The organism is Citrobacter sp. Marseille-Q6884 (genome assembly GCF_945906775.1).
Classification (GTDB): domain Bacteria; phylum Pseudomonadota; class Gammaproteobacteria; order Enterobacterales; family Enterobacteriaceae; genus Citrobacter.
Genome location: NZ_CAMDRE010000001.1, coordinates 285,053 through 306,917, shown reverse-complemented (window position 1 = coordinate 306,917; position 21,865 = coordinate 285,053). Strand labels below are relative to the sequence as shown.

The 21,865-nt window shown below is 54.7% G+C and carries 16 protein-coding genes; 5 read left to right on the top strand and 11 right to left on the bottom strand.

Going from position 1 to position 21,865, the window contains the following annotated elements; genetic code table 11:
• Positions 1-4 precede the first annotated feature (4 nt).
• From dsbC to lysS, 4 genes are all read left to right on the top strand, one after another.
• The gene (dsbC, locus tag N7268_RS01350; RefSeq protein WP_198905890.1) at positions 5-718 is read left to right on the top strand and encodes a bifunctional protein-disulfide isomerase/oxidoreductase DsbC; all 714 of its coding nucleotides are present in this window, start codon (positions 5-7) and stop codon (positions 716-718) included.
• Positions 719-723: 5 nt separating this feature from the next.
• A complete protein-coding gene (recJ, locus tag N7268_RS01345; RefSeq protein WP_260861545.1) occupies positions 724-2,457 on the top strand; it encodes a single-stranded-DNA-specific exonuclease RecJ in 1,734 nt (577 codons plus the stop codon).
• A gap of 202 nt (positions 2,458-2,659) precedes the next feature.
• Positions 2,660-3,758 (top strand): peptide chain release factor 2 gene (gene prfB, locus N7268_RS01340; RefSeq protein WP_100194817.1). Its coding sequence is split into 2 segments (ribosomal slippage): positions 2,660-2,734 and positions 2,736-3,758, totalling 1,098 coding nucleotides; the frame shifts between segments, so codons are not numbered across the junction.
• A 9-nt stretch (positions 3,759-3,767) separates the two neighbouring features.
• Complete coding sequence (lysS, locus tag N7268_RS01335) at positions 3,768-5,285, top strand: lysine--tRNA ligase (protein WP_198905894.1); 1,518 nt, start codon at positions 3,768-3,770, stop codon at positions 5,283-5,285.
• A gap of 73 nt (positions 5,286-5,358) precedes the next feature.
• On the opposite strand, the gene idi is transcribed toward lysS, so the two are convergent.
• The 11 genes from idi to N7268_RS01280 all read right to left on the bottom strand — a co-directional run bounded on the left by idi (position 5,359) and on the right by N7268_RS01280 (position 21,022).
• Complete coding sequence (gene idi, locus N7268_RS01330; RefSeq protein WP_260861544.1) at positions 5,359-5,904, bottom strand: isopentenyl-diphosphate Delta-isomerase; 546 nt, start codon at positions 5,902-5,904, stop codon at positions 5,359-5,361.
• A 131-nt stretch (positions 5,905-6,035) separates the two neighbouring features.
• Positions 6,036-6,161, bottom strand: a complete 126-nt coding sequence (locus tag N7268_RS01325; RefSeq protein WP_260861543.1) for a hypothetical protein — start codon at positions 6,159-6,161, stop codon at positions 6,036-6,038.
• Position 6,162: 1 nt separating this feature from the next.
• Complete coding sequence (locus tag N7268_RS01320) at positions 6,163-7,608, bottom strand: nucleobase:cation symporter-2 family protein (protein ID WP_260861542.1); 1,446 nt, start codon at positions 7,606-7,608, stop codon at positions 6,163-6,165.
• A gap of 83 nt (positions 7,609-7,691) precedes the next feature.
• The gene (gene ghxQ / locus N7268_RS01315) at positions 7,692-9,059 is read right to left on the bottom strand and encodes a guanine/hypoxanthine transporter GhxQ (RefSeq protein WP_260861541.1); all 1,368 of its coding nucleotides are present in this window, start codon (positions 9,057-9,059) and stop codon (positions 7,692-7,694) included.
• A 32-nt stretch (positions 9,060-9,091) separates the two neighbouring features.
• Positions 9,092-10,408, bottom strand: coding sequence for a guanine deaminase (guaD, locus tag N7268_RS01310; protein WP_198905898.1), 1,317 nt, complete (start codon positions 10,406-10,408; stop codon positions 9,092-9,094).
• An 18-nt stretch (positions 10,409-10,426) separates the two neighbouring features.
• Positions 10,427-11,827 (bottom strand): nucleobase:cation symporter-2 family protein, encoded by a 1,401-nt coding sequence (locus N7268_RS01305; RefSeq protein WP_260861540.1) that lies wholly within the window; start codon positions 11,825-11,827, stop codon positions 10,427-10,429.
• Between the two features lie 166 nt (positions 11,828-11,993).
• A complete protein-coding gene (locus N7268_RS01300; protein ID WP_260861539.1) occupies positions 11,994-14,864 on the bottom strand; it encodes a molybdopterin-dependent oxidoreductase Mo/Fe-S-binding subunit in 2,871 nt (956 codons plus the stop codon).
• The gene (gene ygfM / locus N7268_RS01295; protein ID WP_198905901.1) at positions 14,861-15,640 is read right to left on the bottom strand and encodes a molybdopterin-dependent oxidoreductase FAD-binding subunit; all 780 of its coding nucleotides are present in this window, start codon (positions 15,638-15,640) and stop codon (positions 14,861-14,863) included. Before ygfM ends, N7268_RS01300 begins: the two co-directional genes overlap by 4 nt.
• Positions 15,641-15,686: 46 nt before the next feature.
• Positions 15,687-17,015, bottom strand: a complete 1,329-nt coding sequence (gene ssnA / locus N7268_RS01290; RefSeq protein ID WP_260861538.1) for a putative aminohydrolase SsnA — start codon at positions 17,013-17,015, stop codon at positions 15,687-15,689.
• A gap of 2 nt (positions 17,016-17,017) precedes the next feature.
• Positions 17,018-20,122, bottom strand: a complete 3,105-nt coding sequence (ygfK, locus tag N7268_RS01285; RefSeq protein WP_260861537.1) for a putative selenate reductase subunit YgfK — start codon at positions 20,120-20,122, stop codon at positions 17,018-17,020.
• A gap of 330 nt (positions 20,123-20,452) precedes the next feature.
• Positions 20,453-21,022 (bottom strand): NTP transferase domain-containing protein, encoded by a 570-nt coding sequence (locus tag N7268_RS01280; protein ID WP_260861536.1) that lies wholly within the window; start codon positions 21,020-21,022, stop codon positions 20,453-20,455.
• Positions 21,023-21,048: 26 nt separating this feature from the next.
• Between N7268_RS01280 and yqeC the strand changes: the two genes are divergently transcribed.
• Positions 21,049-21,828 carry a selenium cofactor biosynthesis protein YqeC gene (yqeC, locus tag N7268_RS01275; protein WP_260861535.1) on the top strand — a complete coding sequence of 260 codons (780 nt, stop codon included), beginning with the start codon at positions 21,049-21,051 and terminating at the stop codon, positions 21,826-21,828.
• The last annotated feature ends 37 nt before the right edge of the window (positions 21,829-21,865 follow it).

Here is a 21,865-nt window from a genome sequence, read left to right as displayed (position 1 = left end):
GGTTATGAAGAAACGTTTTATGATGCTCACCCTGCTGGCTACGGCGTTTTCAGGCATGGTGCATGCAGACGATGCGGCTATTCGCCAGTCATTAACTAAGCTGGGCGTACAAAGCACCGACATCCAACCCGCTCCGATTGCGGGCATGAAAACCGTACTGACCAACAGCGGTGTGCTGTATGTCACCGAAGACGGCAAACATATTATTCAGGGTCCAATGTATGACGTCAGTGGCGCAAGCCCGGTGAACGTCACCAACCAGCTGCTGATGAAACACCTGAACGCGCTCGAAAAAGAGATGATTGTCTATAAAGCGCCGCAGGAAAAACACGTTATCACCATCTTTACTGACATCACCTGCGGCTATTGCCACAAGCTGCATGAAGAGATGAAAGACTACAATGCGCTGGGCATCACCGTCCGTTATCTGGCCTTCCCACGTCAGGGACTGGAAAGCCAGGCCGAGCAGGACATGAAGTCCATCTGGTGCGCGCAAGACAAAAACAAAGCGTTTGATGATGCGATGGCTGGCAAAAGTGTGAAACCGGCGACCTGCGATGTGGATATTGCTAACCATTACGCGCTGGGCGTGCAGTTTGGCGTGAGCGGCACTCCGGCGATTGTCCTGAGCAACGGCTATGTCGTTCCGGGTTACCAGGGACCGAAAGAGATGAAAGCCTTCCTGGATGCGCACCAAAAACAGACCAGTGGTAAATAATTCGCGTGAAACAACAGATACAACTTCGTCGGCGTGAAGCCGACGAGACAGCGGAACTGCCTGCGGATTTACCGCCTTTACTGCGTCGTTTGTACGCCAGTCGGGGCGTGCGCAGTGCGCAAGAGCTTGAGCGCAGCGTGAAAGGGATGTTGCCGTGGCAGCATTTGAATGGCGTCGAAAAAGCGGTTGAGATCCTCTATAACGCCTTTCGCGAGAACACACGCATTATTGTGGTCGGGGATTTTGACGCCGATGGCGCGACCAGTACGGCGCTGAGCATCCTGGCGATGCGTGCGTTGGGTTGCAGTAACATCGACTATCTGGTGCCCAATCGTTTTGAAGATGGTTATGGCTTAAGCCCGGAAGTGGTAGATCAGGCGCATGCTCGCGGCGCGCAACTGATTGTGACCGTGGATAACGGCATCTCTTCCCACGCCGGTGTTGAACATGCCAGAGCGCTGGATATTCCGGTCGTGGTGACCGACCACCACCTGCCCGGGGAGACGCTGCCTGGCGCCAAAGCGATCATTAACCCTAACTTGCACGATTGTGAATTTCCGTCGAAATCGCTGGCAGGCGTTGGTGTCGCCTTCTATCTGATGCTGGCGCTGCGCACCTTCCTGCGTGATAAGGGCTGGTTTGATGAGCGCGGTATCGCCCCGCCGAACCTGGCGGATTTGCTCGATTTAGTCGCCTTAGGCACCGTGGCGGACGTTGTTCCGCTGGATGCGAATAACCGTATTCTGACATGGCAAGGATTAAGCCGTATTCGCGCCGGAAAGTGCCGTCCCGGCATTAAAGCGCTGCTTGAGATTTCCAATCGCGACCCGCAAAAGCTGACTGCCAGTGATTTAGGTTTTGCGCTGGGACCACGGCTGAATGCGGCCGGTCGCCTCGATGATATGTCCGTCGGCGTGGCGTTATTGCTGTGCGACAACATTGGTGAAGCGCGTGTGCTCGCCAATGAACTGGATGCGCTTAACCAGACGCGTAAAGAGATTGAGCAGGGCATGCAGGCGGAAGCGCTGACGCTATGCGAAAAACTTGAGCGTAGCAGCGAGACCCTTCCCGGCGGGCTGGCGATGTATCACCCTGAGTGGCACCAGGGCGTTGTCGGCATTCTGGCTTCCCGTATCAAAGAGCGTTTTCACCGTCCGGTGATTGCCTTTGCGCCTGCCGGTGATGGAACCTTAAAAGGCTCCGGGCGTTCGATTCAGGGGCTGCACATGCGTGATGCGCTGGAACGCCTGGATACCCTCTATCCCGGCATGATCCTTAAGTTTGGTGGTCATGCGATGGCGGCAGGTCTGTCATTGGAAGAGGCGCAGTTTGAGCGTTTCCAGCAGCGTTTTGGTGAACTGGTGACCGAGTGGCTCGACCCCGCTTTACTGCAAGGTGAGGTGGTATCTGATGGGCCGCTGAGCGCGGCGGAAATGAGCATGGAAGTCGCGCAGATGTTGCGCGATGCCGGGCCGTGGGGGCAAATGTTCCCGGAACCGCTGTTTGATGGGCACTTCAGGTTGCTTCAGCAACGTCTGGTGGGCGAACGTCATCTGAAGGTGATGGTGGAACCGGTGGGCGGTGGACCGTTGCTGGACGGCATTGCATTTAATGTCGATACCAGCTGCTGGCCGGACAACGGCGTGCGCGAAGTGCAACTGGCCTACAAGCTGGATATTAACGAGTTCCGCGGTAATCGCAGTCTGCAAATTATTATCGATAATATCTGGCCACTTTAGCGATACACATCATTCTTAAAGCGGTCTGTGTGTTGGCTTCACCCTCAACCCCCAGTCACAGAGTAAACTCTGCGCCTGGGGATTTTCGGGCTTGCTGACTTGACGCATCTTGAATGATTTTGTGTATAAAAAGTGCTGTGGATTGGGTACAATCCCGCTCTTATCACCGCATTTTGACTAGTCCAATAAAAGAAATCAGACCATGTTTGAAATTAATCCTGTAAATAACCGCATTCAGGACCTCACGGAACGCTCTGACGTTCTTAGGGGGTACCTTTGACTATGATGCCAAGAAAGAGCGTCTGGAAGAAGTAAACGCCGAGCTGGAACAGCCGGACGTCTGGAACGAACCCGAACGCGCACAGGCGCTGGGCAAAGAGCGTTCCTCTCTGGAAGCGATTGTCGATACGCTCGACCAGATGAGCCAGGGCCTGGAAGATGTCTCCGGCCTGCTGGAACTGGCTGTAGAAGCCGACGACGAAGAAACCTTTAACGAAGCCGTTGCAGAACTGGATACCCTGGAAGACAAGCTGGCGCAGCTGGAATTCCGTCGTATGTTCTCCGGCGAATATGACAGCGCAGATTGCTATCTCGATATTCAGGCTGGTTCTGGTGGTACTGAAGCGCAGGACTGGGCAAGCATGCTGATGCGTATGTATCTGCGTTGGGCTGAAGCGCGCGGCTTTAAGACTGAAATTATTGAAGAGTCAGAAGGTGAGGTGGCGGGTATTAAATCCGTGACCATCCGCATTGCTGGCGAATATGCTTACGGCTGGCTGCGTACCGAAACCGGTGTACACCGTCTGGTACGTAAGAGTCCGTTTGACTCCGGCGGTCGTCGCCATACGTCGTTCAGTTCTGCGTTTGTTTACCCGGAAGTTGACGACGATATTGATATCGATATCAACCCGGCAGATCTGCGTATTGACGTTTATCGCGCGTCGGGTGCAGGTGGTCAGCACGTTAACCGTACAGAATCTGCGGTGCGTATTACCCACATTCCGACCGGGATTGTGACGCAGTGCCAGAACGACCGTTCCCAGCACAAAAACAAAGACCAGGCCATGAAGCAGATGAAAGCGAAGCTTTATGAACTGGAAATGCAGAAGAAGAATGCCGAGAAACAGGCGATGGAAGACAACAAATCCGACATCGGCTGGGGTAGCCAGATTCGTTCTTACGTCCTTGATGACTCCCGCATTAAAGACCTGCGTACCGGGGTTGAAACCCGTAACACGCAGGCGGTGCTGGATGGCAGCCTGGATCAATTTATCGAAGCAAGTTTGAAAGCAGGGTTATGAGGAACCAACATGTCTGAACAACACGCACAGGGCGCTGACGCGGTAGCCGACCTTAACAATGAACTGAAAACGCGCCGCGAGAAGCTGGCTAGCCTGCGCGAGCAGGGGATCCCGTTCCCGAACGATTTCCGTCGCGATCATACCTCAGACCAACTGCACGCTGACTTCGACGCGAAAGAAAACGAAGAGCTGGAAGCGCTGAACGTTGAGGTCTCTGTTGCTGGCCGTATGATGACCCGCCGTATTATGGGTAAAGCATCATTCGTGACGCTGCAGGATGTGGGTGGTCGTATTCAGCTGTATGTTGCACGCGACGATCTGCCAGAAGGCGTCTACAACGAGCAGTTCAAAAAATGGGACTTGGGCGATATCCTCGGCGCGAAAGGTAAGTTGTTCAAGACCAAGACCGGCGAACTGTCCATTCACTGCACCGAACTGCGTCTGCTGACCAAAGCGCTGCGTCCGCTGCCCGACAAATTCCACGGCCTGCAGGATCAGGAAGCGCGTTATCGTCAGCGCTATCTGGATCTCATCTCTAACGATGAATCCCGTAACACGTTTAAAGTGCGTTCACAGATCATGGCGGGTATCCGTCAGTTCATGGTGGGTCGCGGCTTCATGGAAGTCGAAACCCCAATGATGCAAGTGATCCCAGGCGGCGCTGCTGCGCGTCCGTTCATCACCCATCATAATGCGCTGGATCTGGACATGTACCTGCGTATTGCGCCGGAACTGTACCTCAAGCGTCTGGTGGTGGGCGGTTTCGAACGCGTATTCGAAATCAACCGTAACTTCCGTAACGAAGGCATCTCTGTTCGCCATAACCCAGAGTTCACCATGATGGAACTCTACATGGCTTATGCGGACTACAAAGATTTGATCGAACTGACCGAATCTCTGTTCCGTACGCTGGCGCAGAACGTGCTGGGTACGACCGAAGTGCCTTACGGCGATGAAGTCTTCGACTTTGGTAAGCCGTTCGAAAAACTGACCATGCGTGAAGCCATTCAGAAATACCGCCCGGAAACCAACATGGCGGATCTGGATAATTTCGATTCTGCAAAAGCGATTGCGGAAAGCATCGGTATTAAAGTTGAGAAGAGCTGGGGTCTGGGCCGTATCGTAACGGAGATCTTCGAAGAAGTGGCGGAAGCGCACCTGATTCAACCGACCTTTATTACTGAATACCCGGCTGAAGTGTCTCCGCTGGCGCGTCGTAATGACGAGAACCCGGAAATCACTGACCGTTTCGAATTCTTTATCGGTGGACGTGAAATCGGTAACGGCTTCAGCGAGCTGAACGACGCAGAAGATCAGGCGCAGCGTTTCCAGGATCAGGTTAACGCGAAAGATGCGGGCGACGACGAAGCGATGTTCTACGACGAAGACTATGTCACCGCGCTGGAACACGGTCTGCCGCCGACTGCGGGTCTGGGTATTGGTATCGACCGTATGGTCATGCTGTTCACGAACAGCCACACCATCCGTGACGTCATCCTGTTCCCGGCAATGCGCCCGGTAAAATAAGTTTCACGCCAGGGTTTACACTCAGCCTGAAGCAATGAAAACAAAACCCCGACCTTCGCGTCGGGGTTTTTTATTATCGGCGGCTGTAGTCCAGAAGGGACGTTCTGGCCGTGGCGTTGGCGGCCTGCAACACCATCCACGGGCTGAACGCCCACGGCGTAGCGTCCAGAGCCCGCAGTACATCCTCAAGCTCACTCCACTGGTAGTCCATCACCTCATCCGCGTTCAACTGTAGCGTGCTGGCGGCATGTGCCGCATAGACAGGGCAAACTTCGTTTTCCACGATGCCATTGGGATCGGTGGCACAATAATAAAAATCAGCATACACGGGCGTGAGTGCGTAAACTTCGACGCCCAGTTCGAAATGGGCGCGGCGGATAATGGCATCTTCTGTTGTTTCACCCGTCTGCGGATGGCCACAAACAGAGTTAGTCCAGACGCCTGGCCAGGCTTTTTTGTGCAGCGAACGGCGGGTCACTAACAGTTGTCCGCGGTCGTTAAAGAGCCAGCACGAGAAGGCGGAGTGCAAAGGGGTTGTGGCGGTATGCGCCGCGTATTTTTCCAGTGTTCCGCAGGGCTTACCCTGTTCATTCAATAAAATGACATGTTCCTGTCGCATCGCATCCACCATCAATCATAAGCGCACTCTATTATATGCTTAATTGTGAGAGATTGATTAACCGGGGGTGTGCTTGAGGCGTGGGAAACTGGCATTCACTGCCGCGCAAGAATGCCAGTCAAAGTGGAGCGTTAAAAAAGCAGCATCAAAAAATGAAACCGACTCTCTATGCCCAGGGCGATACCCTCAGAAACGGCGGGTATTGCCATGAGCATTAGCAGCAGAAGGCTAATAATACTACGCAGTAACAGGCTCATCTTATTCATCCCGCTGGCTTTTTTTCAGTTTTCGCATCAGTAACCACATGCGAACCGTACGAACTTTGGCACCTGTATGCGTGGTTTCTTGCGCCAGTTCGGTGTGATGCCGATAGCCATTAAAGAAGAGATTAAGGACAACCGCGCTGACCGTTGCCAGCATGATGCCGCTATGCAGCAGCGGTTGTAGCACCGCAGGCAGTTTGGAAAAGAAATCATGCGAAAGCGTCGGCGTCATGCCGACACCCAGACTGATTGCCACAATGTAGAGGTTGTAACGATTGGTCGTGTAGTTGCAGCGGGATAAAATGCGAATCCCCGTTGCCAGCACCATTCCGAACATCACCAGTCCCGCGCCGCCGAGCACAAACTGTGGGATCGAGGCGACCAGTACGGCCATTTTGGGCACCATGCCGAATAAAATCAGAATGATACCGGAAGCGATGCATACCCAGCGGCTATACACGCGCGTCACGCTCACCAGTCCGACGTTTTGCGAGAAGGACGTATGCGGAAAGCTATTGAACAGCCCGCCAATCACGGAACCAATGCCATCGACCCGCAGCCCGCGGATAATATCCTGAGGCGAAAGTTTGCGACCGACAATCTCACCGAGCGCAAGGAACATCCCCATCGATTCGATAAAGACAATAATCAATACCGCGGTCATCGTCAGAATGGATACGGGATCGAAGACGGGCGTGCCGAAGGCCATGGGGGTAACGATAGCGAACCACGAAGCGTCCTGCAGACCGGACAGGTTGACTTCGTTCATCATCCACGACAGCGCAAAGCCGAAAATAATGCCCAACAGGACGGCGACGTTGGACATAAAACCTTTGGCGTAGCGGGTGATCAATAAAATAAAAATCAGTACTGCAAATGAGATGCCCAAATACACTGGGTTACCGTACTCCGGGTTGCCTTTTCCTCCGGCGGCCCAGTCAACGCCAACCTGAATAATACTCAAGCCAATAGAGGTAATCACAACGCCGGTCACCAGCGGTGGAAATAACGGGATTAAGCGTCCGATCAGCGGGGCCAACAGCGTGGTAATAATCCCTGCGGCAATCGTGGCGCCAAAAATGCCCAACAGGCCAATATCGGGATTCATGCCGATGGCGATCATTGGCGTCACCGCCGCGAATGTCACGGACATAATGACCGGCAAGCGGATCCCCATAAAGCGACCGATGCCAATACATTGCAGCAGAGTCACCACGCCGCAGCAAAATAGATCTGAGCTTATCAGCATGGCAACCGACTCTTTGCTCAACCCGAGACTGTCGCCAATCATGAGCGGGACGGCGACGGCGCCCGCATACATCACCAGCACATGTTGCAGCCCCAGAATGACCAGCTTTCCCGGGGATAATATCTGATCGACCTCATCAACTGCATGACCTTTCCCCGCCGGAGGGGGAACCTGAGAATCTATGGCGCTCATGCATTTTCTCCTTAACCCGGCACGCGCAACACGCGGATGCCGGGTGTTAACATGGGAATCTCAAATCCCATCTGGCCGGGCGTTTAAATCGCCCAACCTCCCGCATAGAATGCCACCAGCGCGACGGCAATCAGCACCGTCCCGATATTCAGTTTTTGCCACTCACGGGCAAAGACGCGCCCGACGACCAGCGTGACAAAACCTAACATGATGCCAGTGACGATATTGCAGGTCAGAACGATGAATACGGCACAAACCAGGCCTGCCATGGCGTCGATAAAGTCGTTGAAGTCGAGTTTCGACACATTACTCAGCATCAGTAATCCCACATACATCAGTGCCGGAGCGGTAGCGTAGCCGGGGATCAGATAGGAAAGAGGGGATAAGAACAGGATTAACAGGAACAGCGCGCCGACGACGACCGCCGTCAACCCGGTTTTACCACCGGCAGCAGTCCCGGCTGCAGATTCGATATACACGGCGGCGGGGGCCGCGCCGACTAAGCCGGAGAAGACAGAACTGATGGAGTCGCTGGTCAGGGCTTTGCCGCCATTGATAATCTGATTATCTTTATCCAGCAGGTTGGCCTGTCCGGCGACGGCGCGGATCGTACCGGTGGCATCGAATACGGCGGTCATGACCAGGGCAAGGACGCTGGGCAGTACGGTCGGCTGTAGCGCCCCCATAATATCAAGGCTAAATATCAGTGACTTACCGTCTGCACCACTCAGGCTGGGCATGGCGACCAGACCGTGAAACTGGACGGCAGGGTCAAAGATCAGGCCGATGATGGAGATCGCGATAATCACCAACAAGATCCCACCGGGAATGCGGCTTTTTTCCAGGCCAAATATGACCGCCAGACCCAGCAGACTCATGATGACCGGGAAAGAGGTAAACGAGCCGAGCGCGACCGGCAAACCTTCCAGTGGGTTCTTGATCACCATTCCCACGCCGTTTGCCGCGATAAGCAGTAGAAACAGCCCAATGCCAATGCCCGTACCGTGTGCGATCCCCATCGGCAGATTGCGCAATATCCAGGTACGAACGCCGGTCACCGAAATCCCCGTGAAGATGACCCCCATCAGAAATACCGCGCCAAGGGCAACGGGAACGCTAATATGTTGCCCCAGCACCAGACTGAAGGCGGTAAAGGCCGTTAATGAGATGGCGCAGCCGATCGCCATCGGCAGATTCGCCCATAGCCCCATCAGCAGCGAACCGAAGCCTGCCACCAGACAGGTTGCGACAAACACGGCGGCGGGGGGGAAGCCCGCTTTGCCCAACATTCCGGGAACCACAATGACCGAATAAACCATTGCCAGGAAGGTGGTGAGCCCCGCCAGAACTTCCTGGCGAACCGTACTGCCGCGAGCCGAGATGTTGAAATAAGCATCCAGCGCACCGCGGGGTTGCGATGCGTCGGGGGTATGCAAAGTATCTCCAGACATAATGATGTCCTCAGCAGAGTGTTAATGTTTCGTCAGGTACGTTCATAAACCAGGCGACCATCGATATAGGTGCGATAGATGGAACGATCGTCGCCCAGCGTCATCATCACGAACAACTTATCGACCAGGGTGACCGAGTTGTCGTAGCGTAGTTGCTGCAACGGCGTCGCCGTTGGCTCCAGCACCACGAAATCGGCCTCTTTGCCCGGGGTGAAGTTACCTATCAGTGCATCCAGACCCAGTGCTTTTGCACCACCGAGTGTGGCGAGGTAAAACGCTTCATAGGCGGAGAGTCTGTAGCCCTGTAGTTGCACCACTTTGTAGGCTTCATTCAGCGTTTGCAGCATATTGAACGTGGTGCCCGCACCGATGTCGGTTCCCAATCCCACTTTGATTTTCTTACGCCAGGCTTTTTGCAGGTTAAACAAGCCGCTGCCGAGGTACAGGTTAGAGGTCGGGCAAAATGCGATGGTGGAGTCGGTTTCACTCAGGCGATCCCACTCTTTTTCTTCCAGATGCACACAGTGGGCGAAGACGCAGTTTTTACCGGTCAACCCATACTGGTGGTATACGTCAAGGTAGCCGTCATGGTCGGGATACAGCTCTTTTACCCAGGCTATCTCCTCTTTGTTCTCACACAGGTGGGTATGCACCCACGTATCTGGAAACTCTTCCCGCAGACGTTGAGCCATGGCTAACTGCTCTGGTGAGGAGGTTGGGGCGAAGCGCGGCGTAATGGCATACAGTAGTCGTCCATTTTTATGCCAGCGCTGTATCAGCGCCTTGCTTTGCAGATAGCTGCTTTCGGCATCGTCCAGCAGGTAGTCCGGCGCATTACGATCCATCATCACCTTGCCTGCGATCATGCGCATATTGATATGGCTGGCGACTTCAAACAGCGCATCCACCGACTGCGGATGCACCGTGCCGAAAACCAGAGCCGTGGTGGTGCCATTACGTAACAACTGTTTCAGGAAAAAGGACGACATCTCGCGAGCATATTCCAGATCCTGGTAACGCCGCTCGGTGGGGAACGTGTGTTTGTTCAGCCACTCCAGCAGCTGTTCACCGTACGCCCCCACCATTTCGCTTTGCGGATAGTGGATATGGGTATCGACAAAACCGGGCACCACCAGCTTGCCGCGATAATCGCGGATACGAATGGAGTCGGGAACCAGATGTTTTCCCTTCTCCCATTCACCAAACCACTCGACTTTTCCCTGACGGATTAATAACAGTCCGTCTTCGATATGCCGCAGCGCTGACTCGATCTCCTCGGGATGTTCGATGGTGCGCGTAATGTCGATAAAACTACCACGCACGGCTTTTAGCGTGTTTTCTCCGGCCATTGTGAGCTCCTTTAACGTTTAATCCGTTTCTTCCGCAGAGGCTATGGCTGGCAGGACGTCTTCCTGCCGATAACCGCCGGGGAGAATGATATTCAGCAAAATTGCGGTCAGCCCGCCTGCGCAGATGGGGTTCTCCACCAGCACATAAATTGATGCGGGTAATATTTTGAAAATTTCCGGGTCGTACGACACGCCGAGTCCCAGTCCGAGAGAGGTGGCGACAATCAGCGTTTCGCGCCGTTTTAATCCGTTCGAAATAATGATGCGTATCCCGGCTATCGCGATCATCGAGAACATCAGCGTCATGGCGCCGCCGAGCACCGCAGAAGGAATGGTGGTAAAGAAGCCGCCAATCATCGGAAACAGTCCGAGGATGATCAGCATGACGGCGATGGTACGGCCGATATAACGAGAAGCGACGCCGGTCATTTGGATCACGCCGTTGTTTTGCGCGAAGGTAGTGAGCGGCAGCGAGCCGAGAGCCGATGCGATAACCGAGACCAGTCCGTCCGCCAGCACGCCGCCTTTCAGGCGAGACTGATACTCATCGCCCTGAATCGGGCGTCGGGAGACCATCGCCGTTGCGGTGATATCGCCGACGGCTTCCAGTACGCTCAGTAAGTAAATGGTGCCGACAACCAAAAAGTGGTGAAAGCTGAAGTGAAAGCCGTATTTGAACGGGATCGGTATCGTGATAAGCGGCAGGTTTTGCATACTGCGAAAATCCACCATCCCCAGAAACAGTGAAACCACGTAGCCGACCATCAACCCAATGGCGATGCCCCCCATGCGTAACAACGGACTGCGACAGCAGTTGAAGCCAATCACCACCACCAGCACCAGTAAGCCGACGCCAAGATTTTCGTAGTTGCCGTAGGTTCCGCTGCTCTTCGCGGCGAAGCCGCCGCCAAAATCAATAATCCCGACTTTGATTAAGCTCAGGCCGATCATCAACACGACGATGCCGCTGACGGTTGGGGTGATCACGCGGCGGAGATAAGGCAAAACAAAAGACGATCCCACCACCAGAAACGCGCCGACGAATGACACGCCAAGCAGCGAGGACATGATCAACTCTTCATGGAAGCCATCGCTTTTCATGCTGCTGCCCAGTGCGATCATCACCGTGACAAAGGAGAAATTAACCGACTGTATCGACAGCAAACCGGAACCGACAATGCCGTAGCGATTGACCTGTAGCCAGGTGCCGATTCCCGAGGCGATCATGGCCATTGAAACCAGATAAGCCGTGGTTTCAGGGGAAAGTTGCAGTGTGGCCCCGACGATCAGCGCGGGCGTGACCATGGGAACGAAAATCGCCAGTAAGTGGGTGATTGCCCCAATGAGCGACTGATGAAAAGGAGGGCGATCCTCCAGTTCGTAAATCAGATCGGAACCTGCACGGGTTATATCAGACATCCCTTTACTCCTCTAAAGCAAATTTGATCATCTGATTCAGCAGAATAAAATTCTGGGAATTTTGGACGCAGGACGCCCTGAGAAATGCATATCTCAATTCGCAGACGGCAATTTAATAATTATTGAATCACTGAGACAGGCCGCCGCAGCGGCCTGCTTGTTGTGGTTATATTTTTCCTAAGCCGTTGAGTATTTTCTCCGGTGTAAAATGCCATTCGCGCAGCCAGACGCCGCAGGCATCGTGAATGGCGGTAGCAATCGCCGGGGCTGCGCCATTGACGCCAATTTCAGAGATCGACTTCGCACCAAAGGGACCCACTTTGTCATCGCTCGGTACCAGCACCGCGCGGAAATCTCGCGGAATATCGCCGATTTTCGGTGCGCCGTAGCTGCGTAAATCGCGCGTCAGCGGATGGCCTCCGGCGTCGTAGATAATCTCTTCTGTCAGGCTGTGACCGATGGCGCGCATGGAGGCACCGTAAATTTGCCCAAGAGCCAGTTCCGGGTTGACCGGCGTGCCGCAGTCGAGCAGCGCATAGAACTTATCCAGGCGGATTTCACCGGTGCGGGTGTTCACCGCCACCTCGGCAAAGTTAGCGCCATACGGGAAGGCAAAATCGGCGGTGATATAGCTGGCTGTCGCCACCAGCGTACCGAATCCGGTGCCGGTTTCGGCTTTATGGGCGATATCGCCAAAGCTGACTTGCCCCTGCTTACCGCGCACGAATCCCGGTGCGGCCAGCGCGACATCGGCCAGCGGCTCACCCAGCATTTGCGCGCCGTGGAAGAGGATTTTTTCGCGCAGATTTTCCGCTGCTTTACGCGCGGCGTTACCCGAGAAGCAGGTCCCGGACGAGGCGTAAGCGCCTTTATCGAACAGCGCGTGATCGGTGTCGCCGGAGATAACATGGACATCCTGAGGCGGGCAGTGCAGGACTTCAGCCGCCAGTTTGGTCACCACCGTATCAAGCCCGGTTCCGATATCAGCCCCGCCGGAATGAACGATAAAGGTACCGTCAGATTCCAGCTTGATCATGCAGTTTGCCTGATCGATATCCGGGATCCCGGATTTCTGCATAATAATGGCGACGCCGCGACCGACCCGCCAGTCGCCGTCATGCGGTTTCGGGGATGACCATTGGATCATTTCGCGTCCCTGGCGCAGGATCTCCTCCAGCGCACAGCTGGCCGCGGACGGAACCGATGTCGGGGCTTTACCTTCGCCGATTGCGCCCAGGATCTTCAGTTCCTGGCCTTCATGGACGCGGTTACGTTCAATGATCTCCAGTTGATCGATCTGTAGCTGCTCGGCCAACTCCGCCAGCGCCATGGTGATAGCAAAGTTACCTTTCGGTGCGCCATAGCCCTGATATGCCCCGGTAGGACAGATATTGCTGTAGTAGGTGGTGACCTGGAAATCGACGTTATCACAAGGATACAGCGGCAGCGACAGCGCCGGACCGTTGCATGGCACGGTGAGTGAATGGTTGCCGTAAGGACCCGTGTTGGCACGGAAATCCATTTTCACCGCCGTCAGGCGTCCATCTTTTTTCGCGCCAAGTTTCACCGTCACTTTGGCAACGTGACGAGAGGTGTTGGCAATAAACTCTTCTTCACGGGTGTAACGGAAGTAGACCGGACGGCCAGTGACGCAGGTCGCCCACGCGCAGACTTCTTCCAACAGGATATCCTGCTTGGAGCCAAAGCCGCCGCCTACGCGCTCTTTAATCACGTGGACTTTGTGCTGTTTCATACCGACAAGGCGCGCGACCTGGCGGCGAAGGTGCCACGGCACCTGAGTTGAAGCGTGGATCACCAGACGATCGCCGTCCATGCGGGTAAAGCAGATATGGGGTTCTGTCGGGCATTGCTGGGCTTGCGTCGAGGTATAGGTACGCTCGATGATCACATCGGCATCGGCAAAACCTTTTTCCATATCGCCAATATGACCATGGATGCTGGCGGCGATATTTTTCCGTGGACGTGAGCCAATCGGGAAGTTGATGATCATATGCTCGCCGCGCTGTGCCGCATGCTGGTTATCCTCTTCCAGCGTATCGGGCGCGCCTGCGACATAGACCACCGGTTCATCGTGGACCACCGGCGCATCTTCCGCCATCGCTTCGTCGATTGACATCACCGGCTTAAGCACCTCGTATTCCACGTCAATCAGTTTCAGCGCCGCCAGCGCGATCGCTTCACTTTCCGCGACAACAGCAGCCACGCGATCGCCGACGTGGCGCAATTTCTTGCCAAACATGCGACGGTCAAGCGGTGAGGGTTCCGGGGCACTCTGACCGCCCGGGGTGTAATAAATATCAGGGCAGTTGAGATGGGTAATGACGTGAACCACGCCGGGCAACGCTTCCGCTTTGCTGACGTCAAGACGGGTAATCAGCGCGTGGGGATGCGGGCTGCGTAACATTTTAATGATGCAGGCATCCGGCGTCACACGGTCTTCGACGTAGCACGGTTTCGCTTGCACCATAGTGGCGGCGTCCGTCTTCGGATAGAGTTTGCCGATGACCGCCAGATCGTCACGGAAGGTAGGGGCAATGTCGATGTTCGTCTGCGGATCGGCTTTGCGGGCAACCGCCAGATCGATAACCTGATAATACTGCTGCCAGCCAGCGTCACGGCTGAACAGACCCGAGAACGCATCATCGATCTCTTCGCGCGTCGGATTTGCGATGCGATCGAGCAGATCGCTGATAATCAGCGCCGCGGCAGGATCGTTATAACCGGATTGTACGACGCCAACATCGATCATCGCCTGTTGCACCAGGCTCAGCGCATTCCATTTCCCCAACGACTCCGCCGTGCGGATCTCGGCGTGATCCAACTGGGCGGCGATGAGCAGGGATGCGTTGACTACGCAGCCGTTAAAAAGAATGGCGTCAGAACCGGCGAAGCCGAAGCCATCATCGCTGTTGCGTACGGAGTGCATGCCAAGATCAAACAGCATTTTCTGCACGTTTTCGCCGGGATGACTCTTTATCTCGCGTGCCACGCCGTTTAGCGTAAAGTGAACGATCATACGACTTCCTCCCCCATCTGCTGGCAGTCGGCATACAGACTGGCGACCACGATGCCTGTGATATAGCGCTTATACGCCACGCTGCCCCGGATATCTTCCTGAGGGAAAATCGCGTCAGCGACCGCTTGCTCCAGCGCGCTGCCTTCTAATTTTTGTGTTTCCACATCGCGCAAACGCAGAGGTTTGTCGGCTACGCCATCCAGTGCGATACGAATGCCATCGTGCTCCGTGATGGCGACGGCGGCAGTGACGACCGTTAACCCGGCTTGTGAACGACTGATCTTGCGGGTCGCGCAAGGGCGGAAGGGTTCTTTAATGACGATTTCGGTCAGCAGACGATCGCCTGGATTGGCCAGATACGCTTCCAGCGGCAGGATTTCACCATCGCCGCATATCAGTTGGGCGTCCAGTGCCAGTAGCACCGGCACGATGACAGACTCTTCTTGTCGGGCGGCGATTTCTCCCCCGAGGGTTGACTGATTACGAAGATGACGGGAGTAAACAAAGCCCAGCGCGTCGTGTAAAGCCGCGGGAATATAATGGCTATCTCGCAGAGTTTGCAGGCGCGTCATCGCCCCGATGCGCAGTGCGCCGTTGTCCCAGTCCGTCCATTCCAGCTCCAGTTCCTGCAGGGAAATGGCGATGCGCCGGGTTGTCCGTGTCGGCGTCGCGTTAAGCTTGCTGCCCCCGCCAAACCAGACCGCGTCATCCTGATAGCGGCGTTTAAGCTCTAACGCCTGTTCAACCGAGTCTGGCTTGAAAAATTGTTCGATCATAATCTTTCCTCATCAACACCTCTCCCGTGACGGGAGAGGGTATGGGCTATGCCAGTGAGTCCATACGACGCCACATCTCGGCGGCGACTTTTCTGGCCTGCGAGTAAATTAAATCGCAATCGAAATTGAACTGACGGTCTTCGTAGACCATCACCCCGTTAACCATGACGCTGTGCACACTTGCCGAACCAAGACCGAAGGCAATATGTCCGGCGATGTTGTCAGCCAGCAGCGGCGTAGGCGCAGGGTAATCACAGATAGTCAGGTCGGCTTTATACCCCGGTTCCAGTCGACCGAACTGGGCGCCAAAGTTGCGACTGAGCAGTTCGTTACCGTTAACCAATGCCCTCGCGAAGCTGTCTGGCCACAGCGGGCCGCCAGCATCGCGGTGTTTAAAGAACGCAAACTTCATCTCTTCAAACATGTCAGAACCGATGCCGTCTGTGCCGAGCGCCAGATGACGAATGTGGGTCAGGTGAGGGTTGTAGCCGACATGGTTGTTCATGTTGGAACGGGCGTTGTGCACCAGAAACGCATCCTGTTCGTTCAGCAGGGCAATATCCTCAGCTGAGAGATACAGGCCGTGCGCCACCAGTGTTTTGTCGGTAATGAGATCATATTCAGCCAGCCTTGCCAGCAGATCTTTGCCATAGATATGGTGGCTGTGGGAGACGTCGTAACGGTCTTCTGCGGCATGAATATGTAACCCGCGTCCGGTCGCTTTGGTGGCTTCACGCAGCATTTCCAGCCCGGCGTTCGACACGGTAAACGGCGCGTGCGCGCCAATATGCGCCTCGACAAGATAAGGCTCCGTTTTGGCGTGTTTTGCGCGGTCGATAAGCTGGGCAAAGCGAATATTTTCCTCGACGCCAGCCTGCAACTCTTTAATACCGTCATTGCGGTCGGTGGTTTCAAAGCAGGTCATCCCACGCAATCCAATCTTCAGAAAAGCATTGCGTAACGTGGAGAGTGAACCGGCGATATACGACGGGGAAGCGTGGTGATCGATGACGGCGGTACACCCGCTCTTCACGGCCTCCATGGCGCAAATCAGACCGCTGTAATAAAGAGATTCTTCATCCAGCGCGCGATCCAGCCGCCACCACAGGTTTTTCAGGGTAGAAATGAAGTCCGGGCAAGGGGCGATGTTAGCCATAATGCCGCGCGATAACCCCGAGTAAAAATGGTTATGCGCGCACACCATACCCGGCATCACAATGCGCCCATGCATCTCTTTCCATTGCGCAGCGGGATAGCGGTGCGTCAGGACATCTCCCACTTCGACGATCACGTCATTTTCGATGGCGATATCAACGCCTTCCAGCACTTTCGCCGGATAGAGTTGTACGGCGGTGACGTTCTTTAAAATCAACATGGTTAAACCTCCACCCGGCCCAGCAGGTAATGGTGATGCTGGTGGACATGGCTGATAATGCGGCACATGTCATTCAGCTCCGGTGGTACGCTGGCGAACTGACCTTCGTTGTCGATACTCAGCACCCAGCTTTGGTTATCGAGGCGGACACGCACGCGGTCATCCTCAACCAGAAAACCGGGATTGCTGCTACCGTCAAAGTCTTGCGGCAGGCTGAAGACGGTGATTTTGTCTTTGTAGGGTTTCCCCTGCCACGGACAGAACTGAGCGCAGTTACCGCATTCGTTGCAGTAAGCATCCAGGTGCAGCGTCTGGAAGCGATTGTCGAAGCCGGGAACCGGGATGGAGACATTGGCGCGGTTCGGGCACACATCGACGCATTTGCTGCACACATAGTTGCACTCGAGGCAGCGTGCGGCTTCCTGCGCCACAAACGCGTCGCGGTCGTCTTTGTCTACCGCCATCACGGAGATCGTCCCTTTTCGCTGGTAAATCTCCGCCGGATTGACGTTATTCCAGTGTTTATCGCCGTGGTGAGTGCGAATATTTTCACGCTCAAGAATGGTATCCGTTGCGCGGCGCGCAGAGCCAATGGCGGCAACGATAGACGAAGGACCCCGCTGGACGTCGCCAATCATAAAGACGTCGGCAAGGCGGGTTTCACCGGTTGCCTTCACGTCCGGCCAGCCTTTCTCATCCAGCGGGATGCCCATTGCATTCAGCGCCTCAGTATCCTGCTGCTCACCGATGGCGGTGATCAAACTGTCTGCATGCAGCGTGACGGTTTCATCAGTTTCCACCGGGCGACGGCGGCCTTTCGCATCCGGCTCACCGAGTGACATGACGCGCAGCGTCAGCGTGCCGTCAGCATCAAACTGTTCCGGGTTATTCAGGAAACGGAATTCAACGCCATCCTGCAGGGCTTCTTCATACTCTTCTCGCCAGGCAGGCATCTCCTGCAGTGAACGGCGGTACGCCACCGTGACTTTTTCTACGCCGGGCACACGCAGCGCCGCACGTGCGCAGTCCATCGCGGTATTGCCCGCCCCGACGATCACCACATGTTTGCCGAGATTCAGCGTCGAACCCTGGTTGTATTCACGCAGGAAGGGGAGCGATTTCCAGACATGTGGGTTGTCGCCACGTAGCGTCACGCCACTGTTTTTGTCTGTGCCTGTTGCGACCAGAATGTACTGATATCCCTGGTTTTTTAGCTGTTCAACCGTCAAATTGGCATCGCAGCCATATTCGAATTTCACGCCGTGGTCGGCGACAAAATCGATATCGTGCTGAATTAACTCTCCCGGTATACGGAATTGAGGAATGATATTTTTCACCACCCCACCGGCGTTGGCTTCCCGCTCGAACACGGTCACCGGGTGTCCGGCGCGGGCAAGGAAGTAACCTGCCGCCAGACCCGCCGGACCCGCGCCAATCACGGCAACCGGATGGCGAGAGCCGGAACCGGCCGGTTTATGCCAGCGCCGCCTGTATTCGTCCCAGCCTTTTTCCAGCGCGACTTTTTTCAGTTCGCGGATGTTCAGGGCGCTGTCGTAATCCAGGCGGGTACAGTTGTACTGGCACTGGTGATCGCAGATATGGCCGGTAATGGCGGGCAGGGCGTTGCGCTGATAAATCAGCTCCAGCGCATCGGCATAGCGGTGCTCGCCCAGCAGACGGATGTACTCAGGAATATCCTGCTTAATGGCGCAGGCCGTGACGCAAGGAGCAACGTAACAGTCGGTCAGCGGCAGACCTTCTGCCACGTCAATGCGTTCTTCCGGCTTCCAGTGTTTTTGCGTGTACTCCATGGTGACGGCTTCTTCTGCCAGCCGGGTCAGGCGGGCGACATCGACGTGCTTCATCTCCCAGGCGTCTGAGGCTTCCAGCTCATGCATGCAGGCGCTCAGGCGCAGATAGCCGCCCGGTTTCAACAGGTCGGTTGCCATAGTGATGGGGCGAATACCGGTATCGAAGATATCGCGGATGGTTAACTGGCTGGCGCCGCCGGAGTAGGAGATGGGCAGCCTGCCGTCGAATGCGCGGGACAGAACCGCAGCGACGTTAATGGACAGCGGGAACAAGGCGCGCCCTGACATATACATCTCTTCACCGGGTAATGCGCCTTTGTTGTTGATCGTGCCCAGCGTGTTGGTGAGTTTCACACCGAAACCCAGTGATTTTTCTTTCGCCAGCGACATTAACCGTTGCAGCATTTCCAGTGCCTGCGCCAGTTTAAGGTCATGATCGAACGACTCTTCTTTTAATCCGATATACCCAAAGCCACAGCTGTCGAGAATTTCACGTACCCGCGCATAGCCCAGCAGCGTTGGATTGAGCTTCACGAAGGTGTTGAGCCCTTTTTCTTCCAGCATATAGCGGCAAATGGCTTCGATCTCGTGCGGTGGGCAGCCGTGCATGGTGGAGAGCGTGACGCCGTGAACCAGCGTGGCGGGAATACGGTCTGGCAGCGCCTGCAGACGCTCCCGGTGTTGACTCAGGCCGTGGCGCGCCAGGAAAGCGTCATCCTGTAACCATTGGCTGAGAATATCGCGATACTGAGCAAATTTCGGATGCGCGGATGCATCCATCATATTGTCGATAAACTGCTGCATCGGCGGCTGTTTAATACCGTCAAGGTTGTAGCCGACGCTCATATTAAAGATAAAGGATTTCCCGGTGCGTTCGGCGGAAGGTTCGAAAATCTGCTCCAGCAGATGCAGCACAAACCAGGCTTTGAGGTATTCATCCCCGGCTTTCAGCAGCGTGAATTCGGTCGACCATTCCGTGTTGAAGCACTCATCTTCGGCATCAATACAGGGTTTTTCCAGCTCCAGTTTGTCGAGGATCTGGACCGTTTTGAGTTCAATGAAGCGACCGCCGGTCAGCCAGGAAGCGACGATATTCTGGGCAAGCTGGGTGTGCGGGCCAGCCGCAGGGCCGACGGGAGTGGCGCAGGTTTCACCAAAGACGTTGGTCAGCTTCTCTTTTGCGGGTGAGTAAAACTGTTGCTCAGGAATACCAAAGATGGAGCGTTGTTGTTGGTATTCATCAAATATGCGCGTCAATAGTTCTTCAAACGGAACAGGACGCATAATATCCCCCATAACCCTCTCCTTAGCGTATACAGATATCGTGATTAACCGGTAGCGATAAACCGGTGGTCTGGGAGAGATAGAGCAACAATCGCACCACTATTGTGAGAGTGGGATTTAAAAATAAAATTTTGTGAGTAGCTTCTAATCTTAACCTGGCTTTGTGAAATATCTCACATCGGGCAAATGAGAATTAAAATCACTCTGGCTGTGTAATGTCTCACGCGTTTTGCAAGGATGATTGGTTTTCTCAAAAATGGTGAGTTTGTATCATTATGATAAGGATAAAACGGGGATTAAATAAATATTTGAACGCAATCGTTTAACTGCGCACGTTAATATTTACTGCCTGTTTTTGCCTTTGATGAAATCTTCAGGGGTATCGATATCAAAAATTATTTCTGCGTGATCCATCGCCACCGGATAATTCGCTTGCGCCCGCAAGGCCTGACGCATACTGCGGGCATGCGGATCGGCGGCAGCCTGCATCAGGCACATTTTGGTCAACAAAATAGGGTGGCCGGGCGTGCCGCGATAATGAGGGAGTAACGCGCCTTCTGTGCGTAACTGCCATAATTCATTGAATATTTCTTTTGTCAGACAGGGCATGTCACCGTGGGTAATGAAACAGTATTCGCTGCTCACGGCCTGCGCTGCTGCTTTGATGGATGTAAATAACCCGCCGGTATAATCCGGGTTGTGAATAATAATGATGTCAGGATTATCCGAGTAGCGTTCATGCAGTTCACTGGCGCGAAAGCCGGTGACCAGAATAATTCGCTGACAAAATTGAAGCGCATTTTTGATACTTGTATCAAGTATCGTTCCTTCTCCCCAGGGTAACATCATTTTCCATTGCCCCATTCGGGATGAAAGTCCTGCGGCCGTAATAATGCAGTCAACAGCGGGCATCGTTATTCCATTATTTATGGTGGTTGATGGTTATCACAAAAAATATACCGGATAGTGACGCCTTGTTCTTTGATTTAGGCGGGCATCACCGACCCGCTATTATTTCTGTGGTGGGCGCGGGAGGAAAAACCAGTACGCTATTCTGGTTGGCAAAATGGTTTCGTGCCCAGGGGCGGCGCGTTATTGTCACCACGACCACACATATGTTTCTCCCCGATGACGCCTGTCCGGTTCTGTTTTGCCGTGAACCTGCACGGTTACCTCACGCCATATTAATGCAGCCAATGCTGGCCTGTTTTCACGCCTGGAAAGCGCCGGCGGGTAAGGCTCGCGGCTTTTCACCCCCTGCGATTGATGCGCTGGCGGCGAGGCCAGAATGCGATGTGATTCTGGTTGAAGCCGACGGCGCGCATGGATATCCCCTCAAAGCGCCAGATGAGCACGAACCTTGCATACCTCAAAGCAGTTGCTGCGTGATTGCGATAACGGGCGGGCACATGCTGGGGATGCCTGTCGGGCCGGAAAGTGTGCATCGTTGGCCGCGGTTTGCTGATATCACTGGCCTGGCGCAGGGTGAACCTCTGGCGCTCAGACATCTTATCCGGCTGATTCAACACCCGCAGGGCGCGTTTAAAAACGTGTCTCCGACGTCTCGCCGGGTCTGGTTTATCAACCGTTTTTCTCATTCTGAGAATATGGCGCTTGAGCAGAACCTGACCCCGCTACTGCTTAACGGCGATGTGGATGCCATCTGGTTAGGCGCCGTACAGGAATGCCCTCCGATTACGCACCGATTTGTGAGATAGCGACTCCGGGAAACCGAGTTACCGAAAGGATATCCAT

What these genes read in the sequence shown, in the direction of transcription:
- dsbC (WP_198905890.1), top strand. Translation starts at nt 5, where the DNA reads ATGAAGAAACGTTTTATGATGCTCACCCTGCTGGCTACGGCGTTTTCA.
- lysS (WP_198905894.1), top strand. Translation starts at nt 3,768, where the DNA reads ATGTCTGAACAACACGCACAGGGCGCTGACGCGGTAGCCGACCTTAAC.
- idi (WP_260861544.1), bottom strand. Translation starts at nt 5,904, where the DNA reads ATGCGACAGGAACATGTCATTTTATTGAATGAACAGGGTAAGCCCTGC.
- N7268_RS01325 (WP_260861543.1), bottom strand. Translation starts at nt 6,161, where the DNA reads ATGAGCCTGTTACTGCGTAGTATTATTAGCCTTCTGCTGCTAATGCTC.
- N7268_RS01320 (WP_260861542.1), bottom strand. Translation starts at nt 7,608, where the DNA reads ATGAGCGCCATAGATTCTCAGGTTCCCCCTCCGGCGGGGAAAGGTCAT.
- ghxQ (WP_260861541.1), bottom strand. Translation starts at nt 9,059, where the DNA reads ATGTCTGGAGATACTTTGCATACCCCCGACGCATCGCAACCCCGCGGT.
- guaD (WP_198905898.1), bottom strand. Translation starts at nt 10,408, where the DNA reads ATGGCCGGAGAAAACACGCTAAAAGCCGTGCGTGGTAGTTTTATCGAC.
- N7268_RS01305 (WP_260861540.1), bottom strand. Translation starts at nt 11,827, where the DNA reads ATGTCTGATATAACCCGTGCAGGTTCCGATCTGATTTACGAACTGGAG.
- N7268_RS01300 (WP_260861539.1), bottom strand. Translation starts at nt 14,864, where the DNA reads ATGATCGTTCACTTTACGCTAAACGGCGTGGCACGCGAGATAAAGAGT.
- ygfM (WP_198905901.1), bottom strand. Translation starts at nt 15,640, where the DNA reads ATGATCGAACAATTTTTCAAGCCAGACTCGGTTGAACAGGCGTTAGAG.
- ssnA (WP_260861538.1), bottom strand. Translation starts at nt 17,015, where the DNA reads ATGTTGATTTTAAAGAACGTCACCGCCGTACAACTCTATCCGGCGAAA.
- ygfK (WP_260861537.1), bottom strand. Translation starts at nt 20,122, where the DNA reads ATGGGGGATATTATGCGTCCTGTTCCGTTTGAAGAACTATTGACGCGC.
- N7268_RS01280 (WP_260861536.1), bottom strand. Translation starts at nt 21,022, where the DNA reads ATGCCCGCTGTTGACTGCATTATTACGGCCGCAGGACTTTCATCCCGA.
- yqeC (WP_260861535.1), top strand. Translation starts at nt 21,049, where the DNA reads ATGGTTATCACAAAAAATATACCGGATAGTGACGCCTTGTTCTTTGAT.